15 protein-coding genes and 1 tRNA gene are annotated in these 19,049 nt (G+C 65.1%); 7 read left to right on the top strand and 9 right to left on the bottom strand.

Going from position 1 to position 19,049, the window contains the following annotated elements:
• The first annotated feature begins 48 nt into the window (after positions 1 to 48).
• Complete coding sequence (locus MUK72_RS07445) at positions 49 to 789, top strand: hypothetical protein (RefSeq protein WP_244698211.1); 741 nt, start codon at positions 49 to 51, stop codon at positions 787 to 789.
• Entirely contained in the window at positions 786 to 1,424 is a 639-nt protein-coding gene (locus tag MUK72_RS07440; protein WP_244698207.1) for an NUDIX hydrolase, read from the top strand. The genes MUK72_RS07445 and MUK72_RS07440 overlap by 4 nt, the downstream gene beginning before the upstream one ends.
• On the opposite strand, the gene larC is transcribed toward MUK72_RS07440, so the two are convergent.
• Positions 1,421 to 2,755 (bottom strand): nickel pincer cofactor biosynthesis protein LarC, encoded by a 1,335-nt coding sequence (larC, locus tag MUK72_RS07435; protein ID WP_244698204.1) that lies wholly within the window; start codon positions 2,753 to 2,755, stop codon positions 1,421 to 1,423. The two genes, MUK72_RS07440 and larC, sit on opposite strands and share 4 nt — an antisense overlap.
• Positions 2,756 to 2,871: 116 nt before the next feature.
• Here larC and MUK72_RS07430 point away from each other — a divergent pair, with 116 nt between their 5' ends.
• Positions 2,872 to 5,097, top strand: coding sequence for a CDC48 family AAA ATPase (locus MUK72_RS07430; RefSeq protein ID WP_244698201.1), 2,226 nt, complete (start codon positions 2,872 to 2,874; stop codon positions 5,095 to 5,097).
• A gap of 209 nt (positions 5,098 to 5,306) precedes the next feature.
• Positions 5,307 to 5,380 (top strand) — tRNA-Lys (locus tag MUK72_RS07425).
• 84 nt (positions 5,381 to 5,464) lie between these two features.
• On the opposite strand, the gene MUK72_RS07420 is transcribed toward MUK72_RS07425, so the two are convergent.
• From MUK72_RS07420 to MUK72_RS07385, 8 genes are all read right to left on the bottom strand, one after another.
• Complete coding sequence (locus tag MUK72_RS07420; protein ID WP_244698198.1) at positions 5,465 to 6,322, bottom strand: alpha/beta hydrolase; 858 nt, start codon at positions 6,320 to 6,322, stop codon at positions 5,465 to 5,467.
• A 52-nt stretch (positions 6,323 to 6,374) separates the two neighbouring features.
• Entirely contained in the window at positions 6,375 to 7,643 is a 1,269-nt protein-coding gene (gene kynU, locus MUK72_RS07415; protein ID WP_244698195.1) for a kynureninase, read from the bottom strand.
• 37 nt (positions 7,644 to 7,680) lie between these two features.
• Positions 7,681 to 9,111, bottom strand: coding sequence for an APC family permease (locus MUK72_RS07410; RefSeq protein WP_244698181.1), 1,431 nt, complete (start codon positions 9,109 to 9,111; stop codon positions 7,681 to 7,683).
• Between the two features lie 126 nt (positions 9,112 to 9,237).
• Positions 9,238 to 11,835, bottom strand: coding sequence for a heavy metal translocating P-type ATPase (locus tag MUK72_RS07405; protein WP_244698179.1), 2,598 nt, complete (start codon positions 11,833 to 11,835; stop codon positions 9,238 to 9,240).
• A 103-nt stretch (positions 11,836 to 11,938) separates the two neighbouring features.
• Positions 11,939 to 12,382 carry a universal stress protein gene (locus MUK72_RS07400; protein ID WP_425311069.1) on the bottom strand — a complete coding sequence of 148 codons (444 nt, stop codon included), beginning with the start codon at positions 12,380 to 12,382 and terminating at the stop codon, positions 11,939 to 11,941.
• A 51-nt stretch (positions 12,383 to 12,433) separates the two neighbouring features.
• Positions 12,434 to 13,693 carry a putative manganese transporter gene (locus MUK72_RS07395; protein WP_244698175.1) on the bottom strand — a complete coding sequence of 420 codons (1,260 nt, stop codon included), beginning with the start codon at positions 13,691 to 13,693 and terminating at the stop codon, positions 12,434 to 12,436.
• A gap of 666 nt (positions 13,694 to 14,359) precedes the next feature.
• A complete protein-coding gene (locus MUK72_RS07390; RefSeq protein ID WP_244698173.1) occupies positions 14,360 to 15,055 on the bottom strand; it encodes a metal-dependent transcriptional regulator in 696 nt (231 codons plus the stop codon).
• A 207-nt stretch (positions 15,056 to 15,262) separates the two neighbouring features.
• Complete coding sequence (locus tag MUK72_RS07385) at positions 15,263 to 15,418, bottom strand: hypothetical protein (protein ID WP_244698169.1); 156 nt, start codon at positions 15,416 to 15,418, stop codon at positions 15,263 to 15,265.
• Positions 15,419 to 15,720: 302 nt separating this feature from the next.
• Between MUK72_RS07385 and MUK72_RS07380 the strand changes: the two genes are divergently transcribed.
• From MUK72_RS07380 to MUK72_RS07370, 3 genes are read left to right on the top strand one after another with little or no spacing between them, the layout of a single operon-like run.
• Positions 15,721 to 16,254: an NAD-binding protein gene (locus MUK72_RS07380; protein ID WP_244698166.1), complete on the top strand. Its 534-nt coding sequence runs from the start codon at positions 15,721 to 15,723 to the stop codon at positions 16,252 to 16,254.
• A complete protein-coding gene (locus tag MUK72_RS07375) occupies positions 16,254 to 18,428 on the top strand; it encodes an amino acid permease (protein ID WP_244698156.1) in 2,175 nt (724 codons plus the stop codon). The genes MUK72_RS07380 and MUK72_RS07375 overlap by 1 nt, the downstream gene beginning before the upstream one ends.
• A gap of 45 nt (positions 18,429 to 18,473) precedes the next feature.
• Positions 18,474 to 18,959, top strand: coding sequence for an Lrp/AsnC family transcriptional regulator (locus MUK72_RS07370; protein ID WP_004053146.1), 486 nt, complete (start codon positions 18,474 to 18,476; stop codon positions 18,957 to 18,959).
• Positions 18,960 to 19,049 lie beyond the last annotated feature (90 nt).

Below are 19,049 nucleotides of genomic sequence, written 5' to 3'. Positions count from 1 at the left end.
TGTCGCCGCGTGGTGAGCGTTTATTTGTGCCGGCGGTCGAGTGTGGACGTGATCGTCGTCGCCACCGCCGACTTCGAGCTCTATCACGGCGTCGTCACCGAACTCCGCGAGCGCGGCGTCGAGTTCACGACGGTGGAGCCCGGCGACGAACTTCCCGAGCGGACGCACGTTCTCATCGTTGGCGACGAGGACGACGTGCCCGACAGGAGCGACACGCCCGATGAGGATGTCGAGATCGTCCGCGCCGATCCGGCGGAGCCACGGCGGGCGGTCGAGAGCGCGCTCTCGTCGCTGCGCGACGGCGGACGGACGATCGTCGGCGTCGATCCCGGCGATCGACCCGGTATCGCCGTGCTCTCGGGTGACGTGGTGGTCGCGGCGTTTCACGTCCCGCTCGCGGACGCTGCCGGCGTCATCGGCGGCGAGATCGCCGACGCGGCGGACCCGATCGTTCGCGTCGGCGATGGCGCACGGCTCACCGGCGCATCCGTCATCGACGAACTCGACGTTCCCGTGGAGCTGGTCGACGAGACCGGCACGACGCCCTCGCTCGGTACCGGTGCGCGCGGAATGGGCGACGTGCTCGCCGCCGTCAACATCGCCCGGCGCTCCGGCGAGCAGGTCCGCGAGCGCACCGTCGAGCCGACCGTCGGCGAGCTCGACGTGATCAAGGCTCGCTCGCGCGAGCAATCGGAGACCAACCGCGAGATCGACGAGACGCTCGCCCGCCGTGTCGCCGCCGGCGAGTTGACCATCCAGGAGGCGCTTGCGGAGCATCGTGGCCAATGAACGACGACAGTGTGGATCTCCTTCCGCTGCTCGACGAACTCCGGGTGATGGCACAGGCCGGCTTGTTCTTCGCGGACGATCCCTACGACCGTGAGCGGTACGAACGAATCCTAGAACTCGTCGGCGAATACTACGGTATGACCCTTGACGTTCCACCGGAAGAGATCCATGACCGCCTCGCACGGGATCTCGGTTACGTCACGCCGAATGTCGGAGTCAAGGCCGCGATTTTCGACGACGAGGGCCGGATGCTGTTGATGCAACGGCCGGAGGGCTCGGAGTACGTCGCCGGCACGTGGGACATCCCTGGCGGCGCGGTCGAACCGCTCGAACCGCCGGCCGAGACGGCGATCCGCGAGACTCGCGAGGAGACGGGTCTCGCTGTCGAAACGATCGAGGTCGTCGACGCCTACATGATGGAACCGAACCGGCTCAATCCGCACGGTCACGTGCTCCTGTTGTATCTCTGTGAGGTGACTGGCGGGACGCTCGGCCTTTCACACGAAGGCGATGCACTGGACTACTGGGAGATCGAGGACGTTCCAGCGTGGACGCTCGACTTTCGCGGACCGGCGCTCGATGCGCGCGACCGCTGGTCGGAGCAACAACGTGACGGACGCGAAGGCGACGATTAGCTGCGGACCGCGTTTTCGGCTCGCCGCATGACCTCTCGAATTGGCACGTCGGTTTCGGCGGCGACCGCACTCGCGTCGTCGTATTCGGCGCTCACGTCGTAGACCGTTCCCGCGGAATCGCTGGCGATCTTCACCGCGACCTCGTACTCCTCGTCCTCGACGGCGACTGTCGCGGTCTCGAAGGCGCGTTCGGCGACCCAACGGTGGCGTGCGCCGGTCTCGCGCACGCCGAGGGTTCCCGTTTCGACGGCGAGCCGGCGGGCGACTCGCTCCGCGTCCTCGGACTTGACGATGACCTTCACGAGATGGCCCGGACGGGATTTCTTCATCGTCGTCGGGAGAATCGAGACGTCGCGCGCACCGGCCTCTTTGAGACTGTCGTGCAGCCCGCCGAGCACCTCCGGCGGGGCGTCGTCGAGGTTCGTCTCGAGCACGCGAATTCCCTCGCGGGTGAGGCCCTCGCTACTGGCACCGACCAACGCCCGGAGCACGTTCGGATAGTCGGGAAAATCGTGATCGCCAGCGCCGTAGCCCGACGCGTCGAGATCGAGTGCAGGTAGTCGCTCGACGCCGTCGGCGACGTGTGCGAGGATCGCCGCACCCGTGGGAGTCAGGAGTTCGCCATCGACCGGACCACCGTGGAGCGCCCAGTCTGCGCGTTCGACGACCTCGACCACCGCGGGTGCCGGCACGGGATAGGTGCCGTGGCTCATCGCGACCGTGCCGCCGCCCCCTGCGATCGGCGTCGTCACGACGCGCTCGACGTCGAGCGAATCAAAAAGGAGCGTCGCCCCGACGACGTCCGCGATGGCGTCGTCAGCGCCGACCTCGTGGAAGTGAGTTGCATCGAGATCGGTGCCGTGGACCGCCGCCTCCGCCTCGCCCAAGATCTCGAAGATCGCCGTCGCGTCGTGTTCGACTTCCTCGGGGAGCTCCATCGACTCGACGAGCTCGACGACCTCGGTGTAGGATCGGGTCGGGCCAGCGCCCTCGGCATGCGTGTGATCGTGGGGATGATCGTGATCACCGTGGTGGTCATGTCCCTCGTGTGTGTGCTCGTGATCGTGGTCGTCGTGAGAATGGGTGTGGTCGTGTGATCGATCGTCGTCGGCTTCGCTGTGGCCGTGGCCGTCGGTGGATTCGTCGTCCAGAAGAACGGTGACGGTCGTCGCGTCGATGCCGTTCTTCGTCGTCGTGTCGATCGCGTACTGTACGTCGAGTGCCTCCTCGATCGGTTCCAACACATCGGGATCCGCGCCGGCGGCGAGCAGCGCGCCACAGAGCATGTCGCCGCTCGCGCCCATGCGACCGTCGAACGCCAGTGTTCGCATAGTTGGGGTGGGGTTGGCGAGGCGAAAAGCCGTCCGGTCGCCGTGATTGTTCGGCATGGGCGGACAGGCAAAAGGCATAACCCCGCCAGCGACGGAGTATCGGACATCAGCCAGCCATGAACGAAGTCCAACTGGAGGTGGCGAAGGCGTACCCCAACGACTCGGGCCGCGGCATCGCCCGCCTCGATCCGGATACCCTGTTGCATCTCAAGCTCTCGCCGGGCGACATCATCGAGATCGAGGGTGGCGACACGACCGCCGCGAAGGTCTGGCGCGCCGATCGGCAGGACTGGAACACCGATACAGTTCGGATCGACGGGTTCACGCGACAGAACGCCGATATCGGCATCGGCGAACGCGTCGAGATCCGCAAGGCCGATCCCGGGACGGCCGACCGACTCGTGCTCGCCCCGCCCGAGGAGGCCTCCGTCCAGTTCGGCAGCGACGCGGCCGGGATGGTCAAACGCCAGATCCTGAAGCGCCCCGTGGTGGAACGGGACATCGTGCCCGTGATGAGCTCGACCAACCACCCGTTCATGCGCTCGCCGGGCCAGGCGATCCCGCTCATCGCCGTCGACACCGAGCCCGACGGGGTGGCGCTCATCACCGAGGACACCGACGTCGAACTCCGCGAGGAGCCGATCTCGGGCTTCGAGAAGACCGGCGGCGGCATCACCTACGAGGACATCGGTGGTCTCCAGGGCGAGATCCAGCGCGTCCGCGAGATGGTCGAGCTGCCGATGAAACACCCCCAGATCTTCCAGAAGCTGGGTATCGAGCCGCCACAGGGGGTGCTGCTGCACGGGCCGCCCGGTACGGGGAAGACCCTGCTGGCGAAGGCCGTCGCCAACGAGACCTCGGCGAGTTTCTTCTCGATCGCCGGTCCCGAGATCATCTCCAAATACTACGGGGAAAGCGAACAGCAGCTCCGGGAGATCTTCGAGGACGCGACCGAGGAGTCGCCGGCGATCATCTTCATCGACGAACTCGACTCGATCGCACCGAAACGCGAGGACGTGACGGGTGAGGTCGAGCGCCGCGTCGTCGCCCAACTGCTGACGATGATGGACGGCCTAGAGAGCCGCGGCCAGGTCATCGTCATCGGCGCGACCAACCGCGTCGACAGCGTCGATCCCGCGCTGCGCAGACCGGGTCGGTTCGATCGCGAGATCGAAATTGGGGTACCCGACGAGCGCGGGCGCGAGGAGATCCTCCAGATCCACACTCGCGGAATGCCGCTGAGCGACGACGTGAACCTCTCGGGGCTCGCCGACGAGACCCACGGGTTCGTGGGGGCTGACATCGAGAGCCTCACGAAGGAGTCGGCGATGAAGGCTCTTCGAAGGTATCTCCCCGAGATCGATCTCGACGAGGAGGACGTGCCGCCGAGCCTCATCGACCGGATGATCATCAAGCGCGAGGACTTCGACGGCGCGCTCAACGAGGTCGAGCCGAGCGCGATGCGCGAGGTGCTCGTCGAGCTCCCGAAGATCACGTGGGACGACGTCGGCGGGCTCGAGGACGCGAAGGGCGAGCTCAAGGAGGCCGTCGAGTGGCCGCTGTCGAGCCCCGAGCGGTTCTCACGACTCGGTATCGAGCCACCAGCGGGAGTGCTGCTCTACGGGCCACCGGGAACGGGCAAGACGCTGATGGCCAAAGCGGTCGCCAACGAGACCAACGCCAACTTCATCTCGGTGCGCGGGCCGCAGCTGCTCTCGAAGTGGGTCGGCGAGTCCGAGAAGGCGATCCGGCAGACGTTCAAGAAGGCACGGCAGGTCTCGCCCACAGTCATTTTCTTCGACGAACTCGACAGTCTCGCCCCGAGCCGCGGTGGCGACGTGGGGTCGAACGTCTCCGAGCGCGTCGTCAACCAGCTCCTCACGGAGCTCGACGGGCTGGAGGACATGAAGAACGTGATGGTCATCGCCGCGACCAATCGACCTGACATGATCGATCCGGCGCTCATCAGATCGGGCCGGTTCGACCGGCTCGTGATGGTCGGCCAGCCGAGCATCGAAGGTCGCGAGCGCATCCTCTCGATCCACACCGACGACACGCCGCTGGCGGCCGACGTGAGCCTGCGCGAGATCGCCGAGATCACCGACGGCTACGTCGGATCGGATCTCGAATCCATCGCCCGTGAGGCCGCGATCCAGGCACTCCGGGACGACCCCGACGCCAACGTCGTCGAAATGCGCCACTTCCGGTCCGCGCTTGAGACTGTGCGCCCGACGATCACCGAGGACATCCTCGACTACTACGACCGCATGGCCGAGGAGTTCAAGGGCGGTGCCGCAGACCCCGCCCGCGGCCGCAGCGGCGGACGCATCGGATTCCAGTAGGAGCGTTTACTGTACCGGGTGGCCCTACGGTCGACACCTCTCTGCTCGCGCCGGACGACGCTTGCCGTTCGTCTCCAGGGTTTCTCGTCGGTTGAATCTCGCCCCCGTTCGCGCGGAGATCACGACACCGCAGTCGCACAGTATCGCCCTCGCTCGTGATCGGTGAAGGAAAACGTATTTGACTGGGGCCGGGTAACTCCGAATCGTCAGGGCCGGTAGCTCAGTTAGGCAGAGCATCTGACTCTTAATCAGACAGTCGGGGGTTCAAATCCCTCCCGGCCCGCTTCTGCGGCGTTTTCACGAGCGAGGTGAAGGTTTTCGAAGCAGTCGTGATAAGCGAATTTCTCGACCGCGCTCGAAGAACGGATCAGTTGTCGATTCGCTCCAAGATAGCCGAACAGAGTCGACTGTCCGCGTCGAGAAACCCCTCGATGGCGGTGTAGTGGTTGGTGGCCGGCTGTTCCAGCCCGGTGCCATCGAGACCCGCCTGCTGCCACGCGGTCAAGAAATCCTCCGACTGGCGACGCAGTTCTGCGGGTTCGTCCGCGCCATAGCTGACCAGTAGCGGTGGTGCCTCCGCCGGTATATGGCGAATCGGGCTGTTGTGCCGGACCTCGTCCCACGTCAGTTGCAGTTTCGGCTGGAGCCAAGTGTAGGGAAAGGGTGCGAGATCGAACAGGCCGCTGATCGTGCAGGCGCTCTCGATGATGCCGGGCGAGCGGCCGTATTCGCCCGCCCAGTCGGTCGTCAGCAACATTGCGGCCAGATGGCCACCCGCCGAGTGGCCGGCAACGTGGATGCGGTCGCCGTCACTGTCGAACTCGTCGGCGTGATCGGCGAGCCAGACGACCGCAGCACGGGCCTGACGGACGATCTCGTCGATCGAGACTGCCGGACAGAGCGCGTAGTTCATCACGACGGTCGTCACGCCCGCCGAGACGGGGCCACGGGCGACGAAGTCGAACTCGTCGCTGGTACGGCTGTGCCAGTAGCCACCGTGGATGAAGAGGAGGATCGGGGCGTTCTCGCGATCGGCGGGAAAGACGTCGAGTCGCTCGGCGACTGTCGGGCCGAACGAGACGTCGCGGTGATGGTCGAGTTCCGCACGAACCTCCCGACTCTTTTCGGTGTAGAACTCCGCGTACGCCGAGGCATCGTCGACAGTCTGGCTCACGTTGTACTGCGCATCGAGTTCCGCCTGGGTTTCGAACTCCCGATAGAGCATGCGTGGGATTCCGGTGGTCGGCACTTAGCCGTTGGTCACTCGCAGGTGGGCGCTACGTGACGGTCCCGTCAGGATCGAACCGTTCGTACGCGCCCGATTCGGCGATCTCGGCCAGCGTCGCGACGAACTCCCAGACGTCGACGTAGCCTGTGTACAGCGGTGCCGGACAGACCCGGACGACGTTCGGCGGACGGAAGTCGACCACGGCGTCGCGGGCGGCGAGTGCCGCCGCGAGTCGCTCGGCCTGGGGATGCTCGATGGCGACGTGACCACCCCGTCGGGCACGCTCGCGAGGCGTTCCGACCGCGAACGAATCGTCGAGATGCTCGTCGACGAGTTCGATCAGGTACGCCGTCAGATCGAGCGATTTTTCGCGGATCGCATCGATACCGGCCTCGTCGACGATATCGAGGGCTCCCTCCAGCGGTGCGGCGCTCAGCATCGGAACCGTTCCGATCTGCCACGCGCCCGCAGTGTCGGCCGGTGTGTACGTCGAACGCATCGCGAACTGAGTCTCCTTCTCGTGGCCCCACCAGCCGGCGAGTGCGGGCTGGGTGCCGAAGTGGCGCTCGTTCACGTAGAGCCCGGCAATGGCTCCCGGACCGGCGTTGAGATACTTGTAGCTACACCAGACGGCGAAGTCGACGTTCGAGAGGTCGTGGGGAACGACCCCGATCGAGTGCGCAAGATCGAACCCACAGATCGTCCCCGCGTCGGCTGCGGCGGTCGCGATACGCTCGACGTCGAGCAGTTGGCCGCTGCGATAGAGCACCGACGGGAGCAAGAGGAGATCGACGTCGTTGGTCTCCAGTGCTGTGACGACGTCGTCCTCGTCGACCGTCCGTCCGTCGTCGCTCTCGACGACCACGAGCCGTTCGTCGGGGTCGAACCCGCGCTGGCGGAGCTGGGCACGGACGGCGTAGCCGTCGGTCGGGAAGTTCAGCTCGTCGATCAGGACGGTCGGCCGCCCGTCAATCGTGTCGAGGAACGTCCCGACGAGCGTGTGGATGTTCACCGTCGTGGCGTTGGCCGCGACGACCTCGTCCCCGTCGACGCCGAGCAGCGGTGCGAGGCGATCGCCGAGATACTCCCCGTAGCGAAACCAGGGCGGATCGCCGTCGGTCCAGCCGCGGATGCCGAGCTCCCGCCATTCGTCGATGACGCGTTCGAGCGTGCGATGTGCGTCCGTCGAGAGCGGACCGAGCGAGTTGCCGTCGAGATAGAGCTCGTCCGAACGGTGAAAGCGGTCGGCGAACCCGGCGAGCGGATCGGCCTCGTCGCGGGCGATCGCACCCTCGCGGCTGGCGTCGAAGGCGGTCATACCGAACGGAGTCGCCGCGCGTACAGTATCCTTTCGCTCACCGCTCTTCGAGGAAGGCGAACGGCAGCCGCGCGGGCAGCTCGCCGTCGATCGAGAGCCGGTAGCCCGCGTAGACCAGGAGGCCGATGGCAAGCCAGATCCCCAGTAGAAGAAGGCTGCTGGAGAGCAGTGCTCCGCCGACGTTGCCAGCAAGTAGCTGTTGGACGGCCGGGCCGAGATCCGCCAGCGAGATCGTCTGTGAGAGGAAGACGAGCATCGAGCCGGCGCTGAACAGCCCGATGACCGCGACCGTCACCGGTCCGAACTGGAGTGCGCTGCGCTCGTACAGTGTCGGATTGACGTGCGGCAGTGCGACGAGCGAGAGCGCGTGCGCGACGTACATGAACAGGAGCGCGGCCAGCGAGATGTTCAGCGCGTACGAGAACGTCGAGGTGAGGACGAACGCGACGGCGATCGCCCACGTGAGCGTGAGACCGACGTCCGGTGTGCCGAAGCGATCGTTGACATGTGTGAGCACGTCGGGCAGCAGTCGGTCGCGCCCGAGCGCGTAGAGGATCCGACTTGGGGACATGTAGCCGGCGTTGGCGGTCGTCGCGTACGCGAGCAGGCTCCCGACGGCGACGATGCCGGCCGTCCCGACCGGGAAATACGTCGCTGCGGCGTCGGTGAGCGGCGTCTCGCTCCCCGCCACCTGCTCCCACGGCAGGATGCCGAGGACGACGACGCTCACGAGCAAGTAGAGCAGTCCGATGAAGAGCACGCTGCCGGCGAACACGCGCGGCAGCGTCTTCCGCGGGTTCTCGGTCTCGCCAGCGGTCTGGGCGAGCGATTCGAAGCCGATGTACGAGAAGAAGAGCGCGCTCGTCCCGGCGACGAACGGACCGACGAGCCCGTCGGCGTACAGCTGTTCGGGAAACAGCGGTGAGAAGTTTCCCGGATCGATCTGGAACAGGCCGGGGAGGCCGAGCAGGAGGAGGACGGCGACGAGGAGACCCGTCAAGATCGCCTGTGCCTGTCCGAAGACGTCGACGCCGACGAGGTGGAGGACGAACAGGAGGGTGAGAAAGGCGATCGCCCACCACTCGGCGGGGAGGAATCGGAACACGGGCCAGTAGCGGATCGCGTTGCCGAAGCCGATCGCGAAGACCGCCTGCGCGCCGATGAAGGCGACGACCTTCAGCCAGATGAAGACGTAGCCCGCGAGCGTCGAGTTCCACGTCCGCGAGATATGCATGTAGGCACCGCCCGGATGCTCGCCGAGCGGACCGCTCATGAAAACCGCGTAGACGAGCGCGGTCGAGAACACGATCGGCAGTCCGGCGAGGAAGCCGAGCGGGACGGCCGGCCCCATGATCTCCGCCGCCGTGCCCGTGACGACGAATATCCCCGCACCGACCATCGTTCCGACGATGACCGCGACGCTATGTATCCACGAGAGGTTGCGACTGAGAGGTCCTGCTGTACCCATTGATGACGGTCAACGAAACGATCACCGATCACCTTTGCCTTCCGTTCTCGATGCGATACCGACCCGATCGCTGATATCGAAACTATCGCCGTCCTGGATCGGTTTCGTCGGCCGGCGGAGCGAGCGTCACTCGTCGGGCCGGATGCGCGAGAGCCGCATCGCGTTGCCGGTTACGCCGACGGTCATGCCGGCGTCGCCCGCGAGCACGGCCAGCCAGATCGGCACGTAGCCGAACGGGACCGCGATCGCCAGCCCGGCCTTGATCAGGAGGCTGCCGACGATGTTCTGGCGAATGACGCTGTTGGCGTCGTTCGCGAGCTCGTAGAGGTAGGGCAGTTTCGCGAGATCGTCACCCATCAGCGCGATGTCGGCGGTTTCGAGCGCCGTGTCCGTACCCGCGGCTCCCATCGCGATTCCGACTGTCGCGGTCGCGAGCGCCGGCGCGTCGTTGATCCCATCGCCGACCATCGCCACACCGTCATACTCGTCGACCAGCTCGTCGATCGCTTCGACTTTCTCGTCGGGCAGCAGTTCCGCCCGATGCTCGTCGACACCGACCGATTCGGCGATGGCGCGTGCCGTGCGGTCGTTGTCACCCGTGAGCATCACCGTATGCTCGACACCGAGTTCGTCCAATCGGGCGATCGTCCGCTCGGCCTCGGCGCGCACTTCATCGGCAACCGCGACGACGCCCTCCAGTTCGTCTTCCGTGCCGACGAGCACCACCGTTTTCCCCTCGGATTGGAGCTCTGGCACGGTCTCCTCCAGCAGATCGAGACAGTCGTTGTGCTCGCAGAGCTGGCGGGTCGTCTGGGTCACGACACCGCCATCGGTCGTCGCGTGGACGTGTGAGAGATCGAAGCCGAGATCGTCGAACAGTCCTGGTTTGCCGGCGAAGTGTGGCGTGCCGTCGAGCTCCGCCCGCACGCCCTTGCCGGTGATGGACTCGAAATCGTCGATATCGCGCTCGGCGACACTCGCGCTGCCGGCCTCGGCGACGATCGCTTCGCCGATCGGGTGTTCGCTGCGCTTTTCGAGACCGCGCGCACACCGGAGGACGTCTTCCTCGGTGTTGCCGTTGAGCGAAACGACGTCGGTCACGGTGAGTTCGCCCTTCGTGAGCGTCCCGGTCTTGTCGAAGGCGACGACGTCGACCGCACCCATCGCTTCGAGGTGGTTGCCACCCTTGATGAGCACGCCGTTGTCCGCGGCGCTCGTGATGCCCGACACCACCGAGACGGGCGTCGAGATGACGAACGCACACGGGCACGCGAGCACCAGCAGGGTGAGACCGTGGACGACGGCCGTCGACCACGTGGTTCCGAGGACGAACGGACTGGCGAGCGTGACGAGGACGGCAAACGCGACGACGACGGGCGTGTACCAGGACGAGAACCGCTCGACGAACTGCTCGCGTTCGGTCTTGTTCGACTGGGCGTCCTCGACCATTGCGACGATGCGCGAGAGGGTGTTGTCCGCTGCCCCGGAGGTGACCTGCACTTCGAGATAGCCCTCCTCGTTGATCGTCCCCGCGTACACCTCGTCGCCAGTGGTTTTATCGACCGGGACGCTCTCGCCGGTGATCGGGGCCTGGTTGACCGCGCTCTCGCCGTCGACGATGTCGCCGTCCATCGGGATCTTCTCGCCCGGACGCACCACCACGACCTCGGCGACAGACACCTCGTCCACCGGGATCGTCTCCTCATCGCCATCGTCTCTCTTGACCGTCGCCTCGTCCGGCGAGAGATCCATCAGCTCCTGGAGCGAGTTGCGGGCCTGATCCATCGAGGAGCGTTCGAGCAGCTCGGCGACGCTGAACAGGAAGGCGAGCGTCGCAGCCTCGAAGTAGAGCGCCTCGCCGAACGCGAGGCTCGCGACCAGCGCGCCGAGAATGGCGATCGACATCAGGAAATCGATATCGAGATTCAGGTTTCGCGCCGAGTAGTAGCCGTTGCGAAGGATCTCCTGGGCACCGAACGCGACCCCGACCAAGAAGAGGACGTCCGCGACGAACAGCTCGCTGCCGAGAACCGTCCCGACGGCGGCGTTCTGGGCGGTTAGGATGAACTCGAAGAGCAGCCCGAGCCCGAGGAAGCCACCGCTGATCCAGGTCTTGATCGCGCGTGAACTCGTCCAGATGCTGTCGTTCGAGTCGGTCCCATCGGCGCTCGATTCTTCACTCGCGGTGTCGGTGACGGTGTAGCCGGCGCTCTCGATGGCCGCGACGAGCTCGCTCTTTCCCGTTGTCGTCGCATCGTAGGTAACGATCACCGTGCCGGTCGTTGGCTGAGTTTCGTGCGAAGAGACACCAGTGAGTCGATCGAGCGCATTCTCGACTTTCCCGGCACAGGAGGGACAGTCCATGTCCGGCACGGAGAGCTTCGTGGTCGTCGTACCCGATTCCTCGACGGCGTAGCCGGCTTTCTCGATCCGATCGGTGATCGCCTCGCGACTCGTCGAGTCATCGCCGAAGGCGACAGTGAGCGTACCGGTCGTCACTTGCGGGTCGACGTCTCGGATGCCGTCGAGTTTCCGGACGCTGCGCTCGACTTTTCCCGCACACGAGGGGCAGTCCATGTCGGGAACCGAGAGCTGTACGACGCTTCTCCCCTCTATCGAAGCCGAGTTCGACGGTTCGTCCTGAACACCGGTTTCGCGATCGTGATCGTCGTGCCCGTCGGATGGCGGGTCGATCCCGTCCTCCGACCGATCGGATGCGTCCATTACTGGCGCTACGGGATGGCTTTTTATTAATCTAACTGCTAAAATAGCGGCCGCTAATAATAGTGATTATGAACGAGAGCGGCGCGGAGTAACAACCCGCCGTTCAGTCCGATGCTTCGGCGTTGACCGCCATCACGGGAACGGTCGTCTCGCGGATGACCCGTTCGGTGACACTGCCGAGGAGCCGATGCTGGAGCCCAGTGCGGCCGTGCGTTCCCATCACGACGAGGTCGATCCCGTTCTCGGCGGCGTACTCGGGGATTCGCCGATCGGGCGATCCTTCGAGTATCTCCGTGACGAGTTCGACGCCGGCATCCGCGGTCACGGCTTCGACCTCCGCGAGGACTCGTGTCGCAGTCTCGCGGCCGACTTCCCAGAGCGCGTCGTGGACCTCGACCTTCGAGACCGTCATCCAGCTCTTGTCGGTGTCGACGACGAACAGCGCGTGCAGCGTCGCGTCGTATCGGTCGGCGAGATCGAGCGCGTGCCGGACCGCGGCGGCTGCGGGCTCGCTGCCGTCGGTCGGGACGAGGATGCGATCGTACACGTCAGTCACGCCCTCCGATCCGTTCGGTCGATCGTCGGCCGTCGATGCCCGTCATCCGAGCACCCCGAAGCCGAACTGTGCGTACGGCCAGAGGTAATAGACGAAGATACCGACGATGACGCCCGGGATCGTCGTGTAGATCGTGGCGATGATCGCGGCTTTCAGATCGATCGCCATCAATGGAAACAGCGCGTCGCCGTCCTGACTGATGGCGTTCGCCACGAGCGCCGAGAACGGAATCGCCTCTTCGAGGGCGTACAGCTGCGCAAAAACGATGTGTGCCGCACAGCCGGGGATCAGGCCGAGCACCGCGCCCGCGATCGGTGCGAAAATTCCTGCGGCCGCCGCGAGCGCCTGGATCTCGACGCCGGTGAGCAGGAGACCGTACTCGTAGAGCAGGTAGCCGGCGATGACCCAGACCGTGACCATCGCGGTCTCCATGGCGGCGTGCTGGAAGGTGTTGTAGAGACTCTCGAACGAGTCGCGAACGCGGCCCGTCTCGCCCTCGCCGATGTAGTGGCGGCCGACGAAGTAGAGGTAGAACGACAGCGTGGTGCCGACGAGCCCCGTGATCGTGAACAGACCGTCGTAGGTGGCCGCAACCGCCCACGCGGGCTCCTGCGCACCCTTCGCGAGATACAGCACGCCGGCGACGAGCGCGCCCGCGAGAACGATCCACCAGAGAACGTGAATCGCGTGGCTGACACGTTCGAGCAGCCGGGAGTGAGGTAGGTAGCTCGGGAGATCGTCACCGTGATCGTGGTCGTGATCGTGACCGTCCGACCCGTCGTAGTCGGCGATGCTCGGGCCGCCCTCGGCGACGCTGGTCGTTGCGAACCCGCCGTCGGTCATCGGACGGCCGATGCGCTCGACCGCGTTGTCGACGTAGCCGACGCCGAGCCCGAAGATATCGATCGCGTAGCCGAACAGCACTGCCGCGACGAACGCCATCCCGTAGGCGTACAGCGCCGCCTCGGGCGCGAGCGCGAGGATGATGAACGCCGAGTCGCCGGCGGTCGCCGCGAGCGCCGCGACGACGGTCCCGAAACTGACCGTCCCGCGGATGTAGAGCGGCATGGCGATGATCGCACCGCCACAGCCCGGCGTGAGTCCGAGCAACGCGCCGGTGAGCGGCTGGGCGCGCTCGTTTTCCTGAAGCCACGTGGTGAGGCGGCCATCGAAGCGATACTGGACGAGACTGAAAAGCAGGATCGTCGCACCGACGAAGCCCGAAACCTGTACGAAGCCTTCACGCCACGAGCCGATGAGGATCTCGAGAACCTCCGGCAGGCCGAGTTGAAGCGGGATCATCAGCCCGGGGACCCCTCGGATCGGGTGCGACGGTCGAGTCGGGAGACGATACACTCGCTCGATCGAGAGTTGTCGTTCATTCTCAGGCGACTGTGAATGAGCGAAGGCAATAAAGATTCTTATCTAAATCGAGTATTAGTAGGCGCTAATAGAGAGGGAGTGTATTTCGGAACCCTCGACGGTTTCTCAACACAGTTTCGATAGCACGAAACCGTACTGCCGGCGTTCGGATGAACCGCCGATCGGCGGCTGAATTTCCGGGGATCCACGCGATAGAGGGATTGTCGTCGAAGTCATCGATCCGCATCTCGCGAACACTTTCTAGAGATACAAAAGATATAAATTAGTGTAGTCTAATGATTGGGCAGGAGGTGAAACACAACCGTTGGACACGCCACATAGAACGGCTCGAACACTCGTGTGTTGACATACCTGTCTACACCAGTGTGCCTCTACCGAAGTGAGTGGAGTTCTGCATTCCCTAGCGTTTCGTTCTCGATACTCGTACTGTAGCGACCGCGATCGAACCGATACGAAACTGTGAGTGCCGATATCTGATTCCGCGAACCATCCACTAGTGGTCGCAATGGAGTGGCTACTGTCGACTATCACGATGATTCAATCGCGAGAATCGCCCGACACGACGGGCGGACGGCCTCGTCCACGCTAGCCGACTAACGACATCTCGTTGTCCGACGGAGCGGTGTCGAGTTCGCGGACGTACATGCTGGTGGTGATCTCGTCGGGGAGCGAGACCGTGTCATCGCCATCGCTCGGCACGACAGTCATCAGTCCAAAGGGAGCTATTTCGGTGATTTCGAGCTGTGTCCCGGGCGTGATACCGGCATCGGCGAGATAGGAGAGCACCTCGGGATCGCTGTCGGCGACCTGTGTGACCACTACCGTCTCGCCCTCGCTGCAGTCGGCGAGCGTTGCATCGTCGGCCTCGGTCGGTTCGAGGTCCTCGGTCGGGATCGGCGCGCCGTGGGGATCGGCGCTGGGGTCGCCGAGGCTCGCGGCGAGCTTGGTTTCGAGACGCTCGCTGATGTGGTGTTCGAGCCGGTCGGCCTCCTCGTGGACCTCCGCCCAGTCGTAGCCCAGCTGCTCCGTCAGAAACAGTTCGAGCAGTCGGTGGTGGCGGATCGTTTCGATGGCGACGAGTTCGCCATCGGCGGTCAGCTGGACGCCCGTGTACTCCTCGCGCTCGGCGAGGCCGGCGTCTTCGAGGCGCTTGGTCGTCGCCGTCACCGTCGGGGGCGTGACGCCGAGCGAATCGGCGATCGCCGACGTGGAGACGGGTTCGTCACCGTCCTGTAGCTGATAGATGGCTTTGATGTAATCCTCGGATGTCGCGCTCGGCATACCGTCTCTTGGTTGTCGAGCTACTAAATCGTTGTTGTAGATAATCTAATTCGGTGTCGGACGGCAGCTGACCATCGACTATCGGACAGCCGATGTGGCGTTCGAGTACCGAGAGCCCACCGCAACAGAGAACGTGCGCACCGCGCGTTCTCGACCAGCTCTCTCCGACAGGGTGGTCCGTCACGAACACCACCAGCTGGCGTCGGCTCACGTCCAGCGAGACGAGTGATACAGGACGGCCAGCACGTACAGCAGCACGATACTGAAAAACACCGCAAGCATGAACGTCTGAAACGTGACGTCCGGAACCGCGAGGGCCGGTTCCGCATCGATCGGCGGACGTATCGACGTGGTGAACCCCATGCTTCGTGATCATGTTCGGCAACGAAGCACATAATGGTTTCTATCTAATTATTGAATTAGTTTATGCTAAACAGTTGCGACGGTGATCGTAAACCCGGTCCATGGAGGACGACTGTGGAATCGGTCAACCGACAGCGATCTCGGTCGGGCTGCTGAGCCCCATCGAGAGTTCACGGAAACACTGAGATCGTTCGCAGTGGCCAGCATCGGCGAATATCAGGGATTATAATCACGAAACACGGCTAAAATCCGACTATTTATCACGAATCGCCTTCTATATGCGATTCTGAGAACGATTCAGTATGTGTAGCGAAACACTGGTGGTCGGCGGCGACGGGACCGTGGGAGAAACACTCGCTCGCAGGCTCGTCCACGGCTCGGCCGTCGTGCTGTTCATCGGCGAGGACGAGCACGCCGTCGAACGCGCGACATCGGCGGGTGTCGACGCCCGTCTGGCCGATCCGAGCGAGACGGCCACGCTCGATGGAGAGGCGATCGAGGCGATGGGAACCGCCATCGTCGCCTCGCGGACGGACAGACGGAACCTGCTGGTCGCACAGCTGCTGGGGCTCCGCCGGACCGAGCGCGTCATCGCACTCGTCAACGACCCGCGGAACGTCGACGCGTTCGCCGCAGCCGGCATCGAACCGGTGTGTGCCGCAACCACGCTGGCGTCCGCACTCGCCCGACAGCGCCGTGGCGGCGAGCAGCCCGAGAGCGAGCGGCAGTCGGAGCAGGCGATGGGGGAGTCGCCGACCGAACGATCCCCGAGAGAATCGGCCGACGAATCGGGGCGCGAACGGCTCCGATCGGACGGAACGGGTGGTGATCGCTAGTGCCAAAGAGCCTCGAACGCGATCTCGGGCTGTTCTCCGTGCTCGCCATCAGCATCGGCGCGATGATCGGCAGCGGCATCTTCATCCTCCCCGCGGTCGCCGTCGAGTACGCGGGACCGGCGGTCGTGATTGCCTACGTGCTCGCCGGACTGGTCGTCCTCCCCGCAGCGCTCTCGAAATCGGAGATGGCGACGGCGATGCCCGAATCCGGCGGCACCTACCTGTTCATCGAGCGCGGCATGGGGCCGCTCCTGGGGACGGTCGCCGGCATCGGGACGTGGTTCTCGCTGTCGTTCAAGGGCGGATTGGCGCTGGTGGGCGGGGTGCCGTATCTCCTCTATCTGTTCGACGTGCCGCCGTCGATCACGACGCCGCTGGCGCTCACCCTCGCCGTGATTCTCGTGCTCGTCAACCTGTTCGGCGCGAAACAGACCGGTCGCATCCAGGTGGTCATCGTCGCGATCATGCTCGCAGCGCTCGGCTGGTTCGTCGTCGGTGGGGTGCCGTCGGTACGGCCGACGAACTACGCGGGCGTCTTCGAGACCAGCGCCGGCGGGATCCTCACGGCTACCGGGCTCGTGTTCGTCTCGTACGCGGGCGTGACGAAGGTCGCGAGCGTCGCCGAGGAGATCGAGAACCCCGGGCGGAACATCCCGCTCGGCATTCTCGGCTCGCTCGGGTTCACCACGCTGCTGTACGCGCTCATCGTGGTCGTCATGCTCGGCGTCACCGATACGTCGGCGATCGCCGCCGCCGAGGCACCGATGGCGGTCGCCGCGGAGGCCGCGCTCGGTCCGGCGGGCGTTCTCGTCGTCGTGATGGCGGCGCTGCTCGCGCTCGTGAGCACCGCCAACGCCGGCATCCTCTCGTCGTCGCGCTACCCGTTCGCGATGAGTCGTGACGGACTCGTCCCTGCCTCGCTCGGCGAGATCAGCGAGCGTTTCGGCACGCCGAGCACGTCGATCACGCTCACCGGCGTCGTATTGCTCGTCCTCATCGCGTTCGTCCCGCTCGAAAGCATCGCCAAGCTCGCGAGCGCGTTTCAGATCCTCGTGTTCGTCCTGATCAACGTCGCGCTGATCGCGTTCCGCCGCGGCACGATGACCTACGAACCGACGTTCGAATCGCCGTTCTACCCCTGGATGCAGGGGTTCGGCGTCGTCGGCGGGCTCGTCTTGCTCACGCAGATGGGGACCATCCCGCTCGTCGGAGCCGCCCTCATCACGGCCGGCAGCGTCGCGTGGTATCTCTGGTACGCCCGCGATCACGTCGATCGCGAGGGTGCAGCCGTCGACGCGGTCCGCCGCGAGGTCGGGCGGCAGGCCGTCGAGCGCACCAGGGACGCCATCGCCCCGACCGAGGGCTACGAGGCGCTCGTCGCGGTGCCGGAGGGGACGACCCCCTCGCACGAGAAGACGCTGGTCGACGTTGCGGCGGATCTCGCAGCACCCCAGTACGGCGCGGTGTCGGTCGTCCGGTTCGACGAGGTGGCCGACCAGGTTCCGCTCGAAGCCGCCACCGAGCAGTCGGGAGCCGACATCGAGTTCGAGCAACGGACGGACGCGCTCGCGGACGATCTCGACGTGCCGGTGCGCGTCGGTGAGATCGTCAGCCACGACACCCGCCACGCGCTGGCGAACTACGTCGACGAGCACGACGTGGACACGCTCGTGATCGAGCGCCGGCCGTCGCGTCGCCGCGAACGACTGTTCGATGCGGACGACGAGTGGGTGCTCGCCCACACCAGCTGTGATGCCGTCGTCGTCGACAACGCCGCGGAGAACTCCGAAATCGGGACCGTGACCGTACTGACCGACGACGGTCCCCACGATCCGGCGAAAATTGCTGTCGCCGACGCGGTGGCGGCGGCACACGATGCGGCGATCGTTCTGGAGTACGCTCGCGACGCGTCCGTTTCCGCCGAGCAGCAGCGGACTATCGCCGACTACCACGAGGAGATCGCGGCGCTCTGTTCGGTACCCGTCAGAACGGCGCTCGTCAGCTCCGACGGTGGTTCGAGATCGATCGAGAGCGACGACGCCGACGTGCTGGTCGTCGGGACGGATGCCCAGTCGCTCGCCGACGGCACCGACAGACCCGTACTCGTCGTGCGCCCGCGCGAGGAGAGTACGCCGGGGCGGATCGGACGCGCACTCGAAGGGCGACTACTGTAGGGCGAACGGCAAACGCTTTCCCGAGCGGCGATGCCTTCTCGGAGTATGCCACCGCGCGAACTCGACGAATTGGACGAGTACGTCGTCTTCCGACTTCAGGCGGACAGCCACGGAACGTCGGCGGCCGAGATCGCCGAGGACTACGGCGTCTCGCCGAGCACGGTCCGCAAACGCATCGCCCGCCTCGAGGACGAGGGGATCATCCGTGGCGCACATCTCGATATCGATTACGAACGCGCGGGCTACCAGCTGTTCACCAGCATCTTCTGTACCGCACCGATCCCCGAGCGCGAAGCGCTCGCCCGCGAGGCGCTGACGATCTCCGGCGTCGTCTCATCCCGTGAGCTGATGACCGGCGAGGAGAACATCCAGATCGGTGCCGTCGGACGCGACGGCGACGATCTCAGCCGCATCAACCGTGATCTCGCCGCGCTCGGCCTCGAAATCGTCGACGAGGAGCTCATCCACAACGAGTACACCGGCCCACTCCAGTGGTTCGACAAGGACGACGAAACGGAAACGAACGAGTGATACGCCGCAGTATCGGCGCTCGGTGAGCGTGCAGTCCTCGATACTGACGGTGGATAGGGCCATACGGCGCTTTTTCATTCATCTCCAGTA

The organism is Halococcus dombrowskii, from assembly GCF_022870485.1.
Classification (GTDB): Archaea; Halobacteriota; Halobacteria; order Halobacteriales; family Halococcaceae; genus Halococcus; species Halococcus morrhuae.
Note: the sequence above shows the minus strand (reverse complement) of the source record. Positions and strands in the feature narration are given on the sequence as shown.